At 42.0% G+C, this 13,584-nt stretch carries 14 protein-coding genes; 12 read left to right on the top strand and 2 right to left on the bottom strand.

Annotation, left to right across the window (positions count from 1 at the left end; genetic code table 11):
- Positions 1–18 precede the first annotated feature (18 nt).
- Entirely contained in the window at positions 19–306 is a 288-nt protein-coding gene (locus L3V38_RS14605; RefSeq protein WP_062568255.1) for a co-chaperone GroES, read from the bottom strand.
- A gap of 141 nt (positions 307–447) precedes the next feature.
- Positions 448–924, bottom strand: a complete 477-nt coding sequence (locus L3V38_RS14600; protein WP_130151522.1) for an FxsA family protein — start codon at positions 922–924, stop codon at positions 448–450.
- A gap of 159 nt (positions 925–1,083) precedes the next feature.
- Between L3V38_RS14600 and cutA the strand changes: the two genes are divergently transcribed.
- The 12 genes from cutA (at position 1,084) to hflK (ending at position 13,584) form a co-directional block, all read left to right on the top strand.
- On the top strand, positions 1,084–1,404 hold the full coding sequence (gene cutA, locus L3V38_RS14595; protein WP_237119846.1) for a divalent-cation tolerance protein CutA: 321 nt from the start codon (positions 1,084–1,086) through the stop codon (positions 1,402–1,404).
- A complete protein-coding gene (locus L3V38_RS14590) occupies positions 1,404–3,233 on the top strand; it encodes a protein-disulfide reductase DsbD (RefSeq protein WP_237119845.1) in 1,830 nt (609 codons plus the stop codon). The genes cutA and L3V38_RS14590 overlap by 1 nt, the downstream gene beginning before the upstream one ends.
- A gap of 350 nt (positions 3,234–3,583) precedes the next feature.
- Positions 3,584–4,036 (top strand): type II 3-dehydroquinate dehydratase, encoded by a 453-nt coding sequence (aroQ, locus tag L3V38_RS14585; protein WP_062568259.1) that lies wholly within the window; start codon positions 3,584–3,586, stop codon positions 4,034–4,036.
- A 31-nt stretch (positions 4,037–4,067) separates the two neighbouring features.
- Positions 4,068–4,532, top strand: coding sequence for an acetyl-CoA carboxylase biotin carboxyl carrier protein (gene accB / locus L3V38_RS14580; RefSeq protein WP_054552429.1), 465 nt, complete (start codon positions 4,068–4,070; stop codon positions 4,530–4,532).
- 23 nt (positions 4,533–4,555) lie between these two features.
- Positions 4,556–5,896 (top strand): acetyl-CoA carboxylase biotin carboxylase subunit, encoded by a 1,341-nt coding sequence (gene accC, locus L3V38_RS14575; RefSeq protein WP_130151525.1) that lies wholly within the window; start codon positions 4,556–4,558, stop codon positions 5,894–5,896.
- A gap of 136 nt (positions 5,897–6,032) precedes the next feature.
- The gene (tsaE, locus tag L3V38_RS14570; RefSeq protein WP_130151526.1) at positions 6,033–6,503 is read left to right on the top strand and encodes a tRNA (adenosine(37)-N6)-threonylcarbamoyltransferase complex ATPase subunit type 1 TsaE; all 471 of its coding nucleotides are present in this window, start codon (positions 6,033–6,035) and stop codon (positions 6,501–6,503) included.
- 69 nt (positions 6,504–6,572) lie between these two features.
- On the top strand, positions 6,573–7,880 hold the full coding sequence (locus tag L3V38_RS14565) for an N-acetylmuramoyl-L-alanine amidase (protein WP_237119898.1): 1,308 nt from the start codon (positions 6,573–6,575) through the stop codon (positions 7,878–7,880).
- A 23-nt stretch (positions 7,881–7,903) separates the two neighbouring features.
- Positions 7,904–9,742 carry a DNA mismatch repair endonuclease MutL gene (mutL, locus tag L3V38_RS14560; RefSeq protein WP_237119844.1) on the top strand — a complete coding sequence of 613 codons (1,839 nt, stop codon included), beginning with the start codon at positions 7,904–7,906 and terminating at the stop codon, positions 9,740–9,742.
- Positions 9,743–9,757: 15 nt separating this feature from the next.
- Positions 9,758–10,675, top strand: coding sequence for a tRNA (adenosine(37)-N6)-dimethylallyltransferase MiaA (gene miaA, locus L3V38_RS14555; protein ID WP_237119843.1), 918 nt, complete (start codon positions 9,758–9,760; stop codon positions 10,673–10,675).
- Between the two features lie 80 nt (positions 10,676–10,755).
- Complete coding sequence (hfq, locus tag L3V38_RS14550) at positions 10,756–11,019, top strand: RNA chaperone Hfq (protein ID WP_062567174.1); 264 nt, start codon at positions 10,756–10,758, stop codon at positions 11,017–11,019.
- Positions 11,020–11,036: 17 nt separating this feature from the next.
- Entirely contained in the window at positions 11,037–12,326 is a 1,290-nt protein-coding gene (gene hflX / locus L3V38_RS14545; protein ID WP_130151530.1) for a ribosome rescue GTPase HflX, read from the top strand.
- Positions 12,327–12,417: 91 nt separating this feature from the next.
- A complete protein-coding gene (hflK, locus tag L3V38_RS14540; RefSeq protein WP_062567176.1) occupies positions 12,418–13,584 on the top strand; it encodes an FtsH protease activity modulator HflK in 1,167 nt (388 codons plus the stop codon).

Genomic DNA, 13,584 nt, shown 5'->3' with positions numbered 1-13,584 from the left:
GCTAAACGAAAAGTAGGATTAGCCTACAATGCCTAGAATGTTGTCTTCACGCATGATCAGGTACTCTTGACCTTCGATCTTTTCAGTTTTTTCAACGTATGAGCCGAATAGCACTGTGTCACCAGCTTTTACTTCTAGAGCTCTTACTTCACCGTTGTCTAAAATACGGCCATTACCAACAGCGATTACTTCTCCGCGCGTTGATTTTTCAGCTGCAGAGCCAGTTAATACAATACCGCCAGCAGACTTAGTTTCTTCTTCTAGACGCTTAACGATGACGCGATCATGTAAAGGGCGAATGTTCATTTATTTAGTTCTCCTAACAGTTTCTGAACAGTACAGAAAAAATCGTGTGTTTTGCATGGGAGGTTGAGCCACCCGATGCATTTCATTGCCTTCAATAATGGGGGTGGCTTAAAAAAATCCAAGTATAAAAATTAAAAAATTTTAATCTTTTCTTTCATACTCACCATCAATCGTTGTTGGTTGGTGAGTGGGCTCTTCATGTTGTGGGGTTTTGCTATGGTATTGAAAGTGAGCAGAGCTGTGATTTGCTTGTGAACTCATACGCACCGTTGCTTGACTAGCAAGGCTTGCAGCAAGTTTGTTACGAATCGCAGGTGTTAGCAATAAAAAGCCAAAAACATCAGTCATAATGCCTGGTGTAACGAGTAAAACACCGGCAATAATCACACATAACCCTGTAAATAACTCTTTTGCTGGCATTTGCCCTTGTGCCATCTGTAATTGCACGCTTTGAATGGCGCCTATACCTTGTTGCTTCACTAATTTCGCGCCAACTATGGCGGTCACAATTACAAGTGCTATGGTGGCAAAGCCGCCGATCACTTCACTCACTTGGATGAGTAAAGCAATCTCCACGATGGGCACTAAAATAAATAATAAAAACAAAAATCTAAACATAACACTCTCTAAAAATGCCACTCTTACGAGTCAATGAAATATAAATAAGGGTGAACAGGTCTTTTTTCAAGGTGGAACCATGGATCACTGTCGCCGCTACACATTGTATCCGCTATCGGCTACTATGGTGCGACTCAAGTAATCAAATAAAGGTTCCTTATGACAACGCATTTTCGACTTATTTTTACGACCTGCGCAAATGATGCAGAGGCTCGTCAGTTAGCACAACATTTAGTGAAAGAGAAACTAGCTGCGTGTGTGAACATTTTGCCAACTGTTGAGTCCATTTATATGTGGGAAGGTGAGGTAACGAGTGAAACAGAAAGCAAGTTACTGATTAAAACTAAGTCAGAAAAAATGAATGAGGTGATCCAAACTATCAAGAAGTTGCATAGTTATGAGATACCTGAAATTCAGGTCGTTGATGTTGCTACAGGCAATTTAGCCTATTTTAATTGGATGGATGAGGTACTCAGTTAATGCGATCGTTCTTTTTATTACTCTGTGCGCTATGGCTAATGCCAGCCAGTGCAAGTAATAGCAACTTACTTGGAAACTTATTACAGCAACCCGCTGAGCAAACCTTTTTACCCGTTGATCAAGCATTTGTTTTTGACTTTGATCAGCAGGGCAAAACGTTATTTATTGGTTGGGATATTGCGCCAGATTACTATTTGTATAAAAAGAAAATTGAAATTATTGCAAAAGGTGCTGACATTGAAACGCCTGATCTGGGTGAGGGAGTCATCATCGAAGATGAGTTTTTTGGAAAGACTGAGGTATTTTTTAATTCTCTCAGTATTATCAATAAAGTCAGTAATGTTACTGAGGGAGCGGTTGTAAAAGTACGTTTTCAGGGCTGCGCTGAAGCGGGGCTCTGTTATCCGCCAGAAGTGCGTACTATCCCTTTATCTGTGATTGCTGGTGAGCAAGTTTCTGACAATGCGTCTACGGGTAACGCCTTGGCTGCATTAGGTGTAAATGCTGAGTCAGCTACTGTAAACCAAACGACTATTGATGAGAGCGCCAAGCCAGCTCAAGAGCAATCTTATACTGATAAATTGGCATCACAAGGACTACTTACCAATCTAGTTATTTTCTTTTTAGTGGGTATTGGCCTTGCGTTTACACCTTGTGTATTTCCGATGTTCCCTATTTTGTCTAGCTTGATCGCGGGTCAACAAAACCTATCAACCAAAAAGGCGTTTTCGTTGTCGTTTGTTTATGTGCAAGGCATGGCCGTCACATACGCTGCATTAGGGTTAGTGGTTGCGTCACTGGGTGGCCAAGTGCAAGGGTATTTACAGCATCCGACAGTGCTTATTAGTTTTAGTATTTTATTTGTGCTTTTAGCAATGTCGATGTTTGGTTGGTACGAAATTAAGCTGCCAAGTGGCATGATGAATAAGCTCACTCAGGTAAGCAACCAGCAAAAAGGCGGTAACTATGTGGGCGTCTTTATGATGGGAGTTTTATCTGGCTTGATAGCCTCACCGTGTACAACAGCACCGCTATCGGCAGCGCTTTTATATGTAGCGCAAAGCGGTGACTATCTAGTGGGTGGTTTAACCTTGTATGTGCTGAGTTTAGGCATGGGTATACCCTTGTTATTGTTAGGTACATCAGGCGGTAAGCTATTACCCAAAGCGGGTGGCTGGATGGAGCAAGTAAAAACCCTGTTTGGTTTTATCATGCTCGTTGTGCCGCTTATTCTGCTAGAGCGTATTGTTGATATTGAAATCATTTGGTTAATGGCGGGTTTATTAGCACTTGCTACAGCGCTTTATTTACACCATTGGCAAAGCGGGCAATCACAAGGCAAGTTAAAAACTGCATTATGGTTTGCTGCAACTTTATTAGTTGTTACTGGTGCGAGTTTAACAAAAAATTATTTTTGGCCCAGCCAAACTTCTGTAGTTGGAGCATCAGCACAAACACATGGCTTTAAACAAGTTGCTAATTTAACTGAATTGAAAGAAGAGATTGTTCAGGCAAGTAGCGAAGGGCGTTTAGTGATGGTCGACTTATATGCCGACTGGTGTGTCGCGTGTAAGGAGTTTGAACATTACACTTTTCCAGATACAGCTGTACAAAGCGAGTTTGCATATTTTGAACTGATCCAAGTTGATTTAACTGAAAGTGACGCTAAAACCATCGAGCTGATGGAAGAGTACACCGTATTTGGTTTACCGAGTATTTTATTCTTCGACACACAAGGTAATGAGTTAGTTGAGCAACGTGTTACAGGTTTTTTAAATGCCAAAGATTTTGCTGAGCATTTAGCAAAAGTACGAAAAACAGCAAAATAAGCGTAACTTTGCAGCGAAATCTTAAAACGCTACTCACTCGAGTGGCGTTTTCGTTTTTTATACCACTTTCAATTTGCAAATCTAATACATTAGGTTTGCTTTTTTTGAGGATAACTAGTTTTGTTTAGACTCAAAGCGTTTTCCTAATGAAGTTGTGTGCCTTGCTATACCTGCTCTTCACTTATTTGGATAGTGATTAGACCAGTATTTTGCTGCTATTTACGTCGAAATATCTATAATAGGTGGTTAACGTGAGAAATAGTTGCTATTTTTCATTTGAGCCCTTAAGTTAAGAAAGGGTTTAGAGTGAATATAGTTAAACTAGTTACTTAAAGGATATATCGCGTATTATGGCTGCAAAATTAAAGCTTTTAGTTATAAATGGGCCTAATTTAAACATGCTTGGCAAGCGAGAGCCTGAAAAGTACGGCACACAGTCTCTTGACGAGATTATGGCTGAACTTAGCAAGGTTGCTGTTGGTCACAATGTTGATTTGGCACATTTTCAAAGCAATAGTGAAGCCGCGCTCATTGAGCGTATTCACCAAGCTTGGCAAGCGGTTGATGCAATTATTATCAATCCTGCAGCCTATACGCATACCAGCGTCGCATTGCGAGATGCATTATTGAGTATAGACGTTCCCTTTTACGAGGTGCATTTAAGTAATGTACATGCTCGAGAAGCATTTCGTCATCATTCGTATTTTTCGGATGTAGCACAAGGCGTTGTAATCGGATTAGGTGCAATGGGTTATAAAGTAGCGTTGGAAGCTGCTGTTAACCGATTGCAAAACACACAATAATTTTTAAATAAACTAACAGGCGGGTCGTTCAATGGATATTCGCAAGATCAAAAAACTTATCGAATTAGTAGAAGAATCTGGTATTGCTGAATTAGAAATCACTGAAGGTGAAGAGTCAGTACGCATCAATCGTAACAATATGTCTGCAGCACCTGCAATGCAGTATGCACCACAACAGTTTGCAGCACCTGCGCCAGCAGCGGCACCAGCTCCAGTAGCAGAGGCACCAGCAGCAGAAGCGGCTGCTCCAGCTGCACCGACTGGCCACCAAGTTAAATCACCTATGGTAGGTTCATTCTACTCAGCAGCTTCTCCTGAAGCAGCACCTTATGTAGAGGTAGGTTCTAAAGTAAATGTTGGCGATACGTTATGTATCGTTGAAGCAATGAAGATGATGAACCAAATCGAATCTGATAAAGCAGGCACAGTAAAAGCTATCTTAGTTGAAAATGGCGAGCCGGTAGAATTCGATCAACCTTTATTCATCATTGAATAATAGCGCAACAAAAGGCCAACTCTATGTTAGATAAAGTAGTCATTGCAAACCGAGGTGAAATTGCACTTCGCGTATTGCGCGCCTGCAAAGAGCTTGGGATCAAAACTGTTGCTGTGCATTCAACGGCAGACCGTGATCTTAAGCACGTGTTACTGGCAGACGAAACAATTTGTATTGGTAAACCAGCAGCTACTGAAAGTTACTTAGATATTCCGCGCATTATTGCAGCGGCAGAAGTAACAGATGCGGTTGCGATTCACCCAGGTTACGGTTTCTTATCTGAAAATGCAGACTTTGCTGATCAAGTTGAGCAAAGCGGCTTTGTATTTATCGGTCCTAAAGGCGACACGATTCGTTTAATGGGTGATAAAGTTTCTGCAATTGAAGCAATGCGTAAAGCCGGTGTACCTTGTGTACCAGGCTCTGATGGCCCATTAACGGCTGACAGCGAACGTAATATCCAAATCGCTAAGCGTATTGGTTACCCTGTAATCATTAAAGCAGCAGGCGGCGGCGGCGGTCGTGGTATGCGTGTTGTACGTAATGAGAAAGAGCTAATTGATTCAATCGCACTTACACAGCAAGAAGCGAAACAGTTCTTCGGTAATGGTATGGTTTACATGGAGAAATTCCTTGAAAACCCACGTCATATCGAAGTACAAGTACTTGCCGATGGTCAAGGTAATGCGGTTCATTTAGGTGAGCGTGATTGTTCAATGCAGCGTCGTCACCAAAAAGTAGTTGAAGAAGCGCCAGCACCAGGTATCACAGCTGAAATGCGTAAATTCATCGGCGACCGCTGTACTCGTGCATGTATCGAAATTGGTTATCGCGGTGCAGGTACGTTCGAATTCTTATACGAAAACGGCGAGTTCTATTTCATCGAAATGAATACCCGTATTCAGGTTGAGCACCCAGTAACAGAAATGGTCACTGGCGTTGACTTAATCAAAGAACAGCTAAAAATTGCAGCTGGTCAACCATTATCATTCACACAAGAAGATGTGGTTATTCGTGGTCATGCAATTGAGTGTCGTATAAATGCGGAAGACCCTGAAACGTTTATTCCATCACCAGGTAAAATCACGCGATTCCACCCTGCTGGCGGATTAGGTATTCGTTGGGACAGCCACATTTACGCAGATTACACAGTACCACCTCATTACGATTCAATGATTGGTAAGCTTATCTGTTATGGTGAAAACCGTGATGTAGCAATTGCCCGTTCACGTAATGCACTGAACGAATTAGTGATTGATGGTATTAAGACGAATACACCACTGCACAAGAAAATTTTGTCAGATGAAAACTTCCAAAATGGTGGAACCAATATCCACTATTTAGAGAAAAAATTAGGTCTGTAAATCGTTTTAAATTGAAAAAGCCGGCACTTTGCCGGCTTTTTTGTGTCTGATTGAAGGTATGCTGGATTCTCGCCTTAAAAAAATATTCTGGTATGATTAATAAAGTAATGTGTTTCAAGTATTTCATGAGGTAATAATGACCAACAGCGTTGGCTTTCCATTGGCAGATGAAGCTGCCACAGTAAATATGGGCAAGCAACTTGCAATATTAATGGAGCAAGGGGCTGTGATTTATTTACATGGAGACTTAGGTGCCGGTAAAACCACCTTAACGCGTGGTATTGTGCAAGGTTTTGGTCATCAAGGTAAGGTTAAGAGTCCCACTTATACACTGGTTGAGCCGTACCAATTAGCTAAAGCGGATATTTATCACTTTGATTTATATCGCTTGGGCGATCCTGAAGAGCTTGAGTATATGGGGATCCGTGACTATTTTTCTCCACACGCTATTTGCGTAGTAGAGTGGCCTGAAAAAGGGGGAGAGTTTATACCCACGCCAGATCTTGATGTTACATTACGCTATGAAGGTGAGGCACGTGCTATTTTAATAAATAGTTTAACTGAGCGTGGCCATTCGATTGTAGAGAAATTGAAGAGCACGCAATAATAAACAGATAAAAATAAAGGTGTATTAGCAAAAATGGGTCGTTGTACATTTAAACTATTAACTATCTTAATGTTTTTGGTTGTAAGCCAAGTTGCGCTTGCACAAAATACAATTAATAGCGTACGTGTGTGGCCTTCCCCAGACAACACTCGGGTGGTGTTTGACTTAGATGATAAGCCTGACTTTAGCTATTTTATGCTGAAAAACCCAAGCCGTTTAGTCATTGACTTGAAAGACACTGACAAACTTAAAACGTTGCCAAGTATTCCTAAAGAACATCAAATTGTATCTAAATTACGTTACTCAAAACCTAAAGATGCAAAAAGCGTTCGTTTTGTATTTGAACTAGCCGGTGCAGCGAAGCCTGTTGTGTTTGCTTTATTACCAACAGGTCCTTATAAGCATCGTTTAGTTGTTGACTTACATGATAAAAGCTATCAATCGGCGCCCGCCGCGACAAACAGCACACCAGTTAAGAAAAGAGCAATTAACCAAGAGCGTGATATTGTGATTGCGATTGACGCGGGACACGGTGGTGAAGACCCAGGCTCAATAGGTCCATCTGGTACCTATGAAAAAGATATTACATTACAAATTGCTAAGCGACTCGAGCGTATGATTGACGCTGAACGAGGCATGATCTCGCGTATGGTACGCCGAGGCGATTATTTTGTGAATTTAAATACCCGTACTAGTCGAGCTCGCGAGAAAAAAGCAGATTTCTTTGTGTCAATTCATGCTGATGCGTTTACCAGTCCTCAGCCTAGTGGTGCATCAGTGTGGGTGCTATCACTGCGTCGTGCCAATTCAGAGATTGGTAAGTGGCTAGAGGATAAAGAAAAACATTCAGAGTTGCTCGGTGGCGCAGCCGGTGTGTTGAAAGACACAGCAAGCGAAAAGTATTTAGCCCAAGCACTGCTTGATATGTCAATGGATCACTCAATGAAAACAGGCTTTAGCGTTGCAGAAGAAGTGATGAATGAGCTAAAAAAAGTGGCTAAAATGCATAAGAAACGTCCTCAAGCAGCAAGCTTTGCTGTTCTTAAATCGCCAGATATCCCTTCTATTTTGGTAGAAACGGGGTTCATTTCTAACCCTAGAGAAGAGCGTTTATTAAAATCAGCTAATTATCAAGAGCGTCTAGCAGAAGCAATCTTTAAGTCTCTAAAAAGTTATTATCTACAAAATCCACCCGACGACTCATTATTTGCGAAGTTAAAAGCGCAATACCCTACCAAGCATAAAGTGAGGCCAGGAGAGTCATTAAGTATGTTAGCGAATCGTTATGGCACATCCGTTAATAAACTCAAAACGGTTAATAATTTAAAATCAAACACCTTGTTCATTGGTCAAGAGCTTGATATTCCGCAAAGTTAATCAATTTTTGTGTTAGGAAGATTATGAGTATTGAAATATTACCTGCACGATTGGCTAACCAAATTGCAGCAGGTGAAGTGGTGGAACGGCCCGCCTCGGTTGTCAAAGAGCTTGTAGAAAATAGTTTAGATGCGGGTGGCACACGAATTCAGATTGATATTGAACGAGGCGGCCATAAGCTCATACGCATTCGCGATAATGGTAGCGGCATCAGTAAAGACGAGTTAACTTTAGCTCTCTCACGCCATGCAACCAGCAAATTAAAGTCACTCGATGACCTTGAAAATATTTGCTCACTGGGTTTTCGAGGGGAAGCTTTGGCCTCAATAAGCTCGGTATCGCGATTAACGCTAAGTTCAAAACCAAAAGATCAAGAAGCAGCGTGGCAAGCCTTTGCTGAAGGGCGTGATATGGCTGTGCAAATAAAGCCAACAGCCCACCCAGATGGCACCACTATTGAAGTTAAAGATTTATTTTTTAACACCCCCGCACGACGCAAATTTCTGCGCACAGAAAAAACAGAGTTTTCACATATTGATGAGCTTATAAAGCGGATTGCATTGAGCCGGTTTGATGTCTCAATTACGTTAACGCATAACGGCAAAGTTGTGCGTCAATACCGTGCAAAGCCTAACCCAGAACAAGCAATTAGCCGTGTTGCACAAGTTGCCGGTAAAGTCTTTAGTGAACAAGGTTTGCATATTCAATCTGGTGAAGCAGGGTTAATGCTAAGAGGGTGGGTACTGCCTGTTGGTTCAAGCAATACGACTCAGTATACCTATGTGAATAACCGCATGATGCGCGACAAACTTATTTTGCATGCAATTCGCCAAGCATTTGAAGAAGTTGCAGGTTCTGAGGAACTACCTGGCTTTGTTATCTACATTGATATTGACCCACGTCAGGTCGATGTAAACGTGCACCCAGCCAAGCATGAAGTGCGCTTTCATCAAGGCCGTTTAGTGCATGACTTTATTTTGCAGGCAATAAAACAAGTTGTGGTGCCGCTGCAGCATGAAGCTGGTTTTACTGAGCACAATGACACGGCTTTTCAGCAGGCCCCGTTTGCAGAGTCGAGTCAGAGCAGCACGCAGTTAAGCTATACTGCATCAGTGCCTACAGAGCACTATGATTATCCTAAATCAGATTTACAGCCAACACGCTCAGCGAGTTACTCTGGCACAACAGGGCGTTCCGAAGGGGGTGTTAGTCGCGACAGCCAAGGGCGTAGTAAAACATCACATCAAGATGTCAATGCATTTTATCAAGGGATCAGTGAGCAACATGCTGCGCATTTTGATCAAGTACGGCCTGAGCCAAGCATTGCCACACCGGTTGTGGAGCAGACAAAACTTGCTAAGCTCATTCACGTACACCAAGGTGAATGCGTATTTAGTGAAGATAACCAACTATTTGCTGCGCATTTTAAGCATGCTTTAGCACTCGACTGGCAAGCGTACGTAGAGCAAGCAGGTAGCCTTGAGGGCAAAGCTTTGTTGTTACCTGTGCGAGTAAACACAAGTGCTGATGATATTAGTGCTTTAAATGCTCAGCAGTCGTGGTTTACCCTGCTAGGTTTTGATTTAGTGATTGAAAAGCAATTTGTGATGGTTAAAAAGCTTCCGCCTTGTGTCTATTTACTTGATGTTAGCAATGCTATTGAGCGGCTCATCATTGCTTGCAAAACCTCGCCAAGTTCCCTCGATGCATGGCTAAATTGGTTAGCTCAGCAAATTCCGACACGTTATTACACAAGCCAAGCCTTTATGGAGCAAGTTGCTCGGTTAGAAAATAATCCACAAACTATGCAACGTTTACGTCAAAAAGCGGTTAAAATAGAACTATCTCAGTTTTTAAACTAAGCAAGGTATTTAGGCTTGAATAACTTACCCGTGATTTTTTTAATGGGACCAACCGCTGCAGGGAAAACAGACTTAGCAATTTCGCTGTGTGAACATTTAAACACAGAAATAATCAGTGTAGATTCAGCGCTGGTGTACAAAGATATGAATATCGGTACAGCCAAGCCAGATGCTGATGAATTAGTACGAGCGCCTCATCATCTAATTGATATTATTGATCCTGCAGAAAGTTATTCAGTTGCTGATTTTCGTCGCGATGCGATTGAAAAGATTGATCTATTTCACAAGCAAGGTAAAGTACCTGTATTAGTTGGCGGTACAATGATGTACTTTAAGTCATTGATTGATGGTTTGTCGCCACTACCAGAGGCATCACCCGAAGTGCGGGCTGAACTCGAAAAGGAAGCAAAGCAGTTTGGTTGGCCACATTTGCACGCAGAGCTCGTTAAAATCGATCCTGAGGCTGCGAATAAAATGAGTGAAAATGATTCACAACGTATTAATCGTGCGCTCGAAGTTTTTCGTATAACTGGCAAAACAATGACAGAGCTACAAAAACAAAAGCAGCCAGCGCTTCCTTATACTTTTCATCAATTTGCTATCGCGCCTGCCGATCGCAGCGTTTTACACCAGCGAATTGAGAAAAGGTTTAAAATAATGCTTGAACAGGGGTTTGAAAATGAAGTTTCATCCCTATATAAACGTAAGGATTTACACCCAGATCTACCTTCGATTCGTTGCGTAGGTTATAGACAAATGTGGGATTACATTGCAGGCGAAATTGACTATGATGAAATGGTCTTTCGTGGTGTTGCTGCCACGCGCCAGCTTGCCAAGAGGCAGTTAACTTGGCTAAGAGGTTGGCCTGATGTTACATGGTTGGCCACGGGTGATGAAGAAAACTTGCAACGTGTAGTAAGTTCGCTAAGCTAGTAGTAGTTGAAAAATTTTTAGCTTTGTTAAATTAGTTCAGCTACTTAATTATAATAACACCTAGAACGAAGGAAAATAACATGGCAAAAGGCCAGTCGTTACAAGACCCATTTTTGAATGCGTTACGTCGTGAGCGCATTCCAGTATCAATCTTTTTGGTTAATGGCATTAAGTTACAGGGTAAAATCCAGTCATTTGACCAATTTGTTATTTTACTTGAAAACACCGTGAATCAAATGGTGTATAAACACGCTATTTCTACCGTAGTTCCAGCGCGTACTGTTAACTTCCAAGGTGCACAAGGAAGCGATGATTCAGAAGAGCAAGAGCCTGGAAATTTTTAAATTTAGGAGCGTAATGCTTGTTTGACCGTTATGAAGCCGGCGAACAGGCAGTTTTAGTTCATATCGACTTACCTAAAGAAGGGGATCGTGAAGATCTTCATGAATTAGAGTTGTTGGTATCTTCTGCTGGTGTTAGTAGTTTGGCGATTGTGCAAGGCAGTCGTCAAGCACCACATCCGAAACTTTTCGTCGGTACCGGAAAAGCAGAAGAGATCGCTGAAACTGTCAAAATCCACAATGCAGATGTCATCATTTTCAACCATCAACTAAGCCCGTCACAGGAACGTAACTTAGAGAGCGTTTGTCAGTGTCGTGTACTTGATCGTACGAGTTTGATCCTTGATATTTTTGCCCAGCGAGCGCGTACTCATGAAGGTAAACTTCAAGTTGAGTTGGCTCAGCTACGTCACATTTCAACACGCTTGATCCGTGGTTGGACTCACCTTGAGCGCCAAAAAGGTGGGATAGGTTTACGTGGTCCTGGTGAGACGCAGCTTGAAACCGATAGGCGACTTTTACGTGCAAGGATTAAGAATATTCGTGCACGTTTAGATAAGGTTGCTGTGCAACGTGAACAGGGGCGACGAGCGCGTACCCGTAATGAAATACCCACAGTCTCGTTAGTTGGTTACACTAACGCAGGCAAATCGACCCTGTTTAATCGAATAACAGATTCAGATGTGTATGCAGCTGACCAATTATTTGCAACACTTGATCCAACATTGCGTAAGTTAGATATTGGCGATGTAGGTCCGGTAATCCTCGCGGATACAGTTGGATTTATTCGTCACTTACCACATGATTTAGTGGCAGCTTTTAAAGCAACATTAACTGAAACCCGTGAAGCTGATTTACAGCTACATGTTATTGATGTAGCAGACCCGCGCCGTAAAGAGAATATTGAGCAAGTTCAGTCAGTTTTAAAAGAAATTGAAGCAGATGAAGTGCCGCAATTATTAGTGTATAACAAAATTGATGCGCTAGATGACGTTGCGCCACGTATAGATAGAAACGATGAAGGCCAACCGATTAGAGTGTGGTTATCTGCTCGAACGGGTGTGGGTTGTGAGTTATTGTCAGAGGCAATTAATGAGCTGCTAGCAAAGAAAATGCTGGCAGAGTCACTTAAATTACCTCCGCAGCATGGTCGTATTCGAGCTGCACTATTTAACCTAAATGCCGTTCATGAAGAGTGCTTTGATGAACATGGTAACTGGTTGCTTTCGGTTCGTTTACCGATGGCTGAGTGGAATCGTTTGAAAAAAGAAATGGGACAGGATCTCGATTCTTTTATAGTTACGGACTAAAAATCGTCAGCATTTGTTAATTTTAGTATGAGAAATGCTGTAGATTTGATAGATTTAACCCAATTCATTTAGATAACAATGGAGTATAGCTATGGCCTGGAATGAACCGGGTAATAATGGCAATGATAAAGATCCGTGGAATAACAAAGGCGGAAAAGATCAAGGCCCACCTGATTTAGACGAGGTACTGCGTAAATTCGGCAACAAGTTTGGCGGTTTATTTGGTGGTAACAAGCCAGGTAAAAACGGCGGCGGACTTGGTGGCGCAGGCATTTCTTTCATATTAATTATTGCCATCATCGTTTGGGCATTAAGTGGTATTTATACAGTTAAAGAAGCTGAGCGCGGTATTGTTTTACAATTTGGTCAGTTTAGTCGCATTGCAGAGCCAGGCTTACGTTGGAAAATGACGTTCATCGAACGTGTCATTCCGGTTGATATTGAGGCGGTACGCTCTTTATCTGCGAAAGGCTTTATGCTGACAGAAGATGAAAACGTCGTAAATGTAGAGTTTGAAGTGCAGTATCGTGTTATCGATCCTCACCTATATAAGTTCAGTGTAACGGATGCTGATCACAGCCTACAACAAGCGCTTGATAGCGCACTTCGTTATGTTATTGGTCATGTGAAAATGGACCAAGTATTAACAACAGGTCGTGAGGTCGTTCGTCAACAAACGTGGGATGAGCTAAACAAAATTATTGAGCCGTATAACCTCGGTATTATTGTCAGCGACGTGAACTTTAAGGACTCACGCCCACCAGGTGAAGTAAAAGATGCCTTTGATGATGCCATTGCAGCACAAGAAGATGAAGAACGTTTCATCCGTGAAGCAGAAGCTTATGCCCGTGAGATAGAGCCGCGTGCCCGTGGTCAAGTAACACGTATGACGCAAGAAGCTGAAGCATATCGCGAGCGCATTACACTAGAAGCGCAAGGTGAGGTAGCACGCTTTGAAAAGCTATTACCAGAATACCAAGCAGCTAAAGAAGTAACGCGTAAACGCTTGTACATCGATGCAATGGAAGAAGTACTTGGTAATAGCTCTAAAGTACTTGTTGATGTGAAAAACGGTAATAACATGATGTATTTACCTCTTGATAAAATTATGGAAAAGCAAGGCACCGCGACCCGTGTTGCACTGCCAAGTTCAAGTGATATCAAAGATTTGCGCAACAAGTTGAATACATCACGCAACAGTACGGTTAACTCGAGTAATGACCGTTTTGCAACTGATCGCTTTAATGAGGGGAGATAA

It is taken from the genome of Pseudoalteromonas sp. L1 (assembly GCF_021728095.1).
Lineage (GTDB): Bacteria > Pseudomonadota > Gammaproteobacteria > Enterobacterales > Alteromonadaceae > Pseudoalteromonas.
The sequence above is the reverse complement of the archived record's forward strand: the minus strand, read 5'-3'. Positions and strand labels throughout refer to the sequence as shown.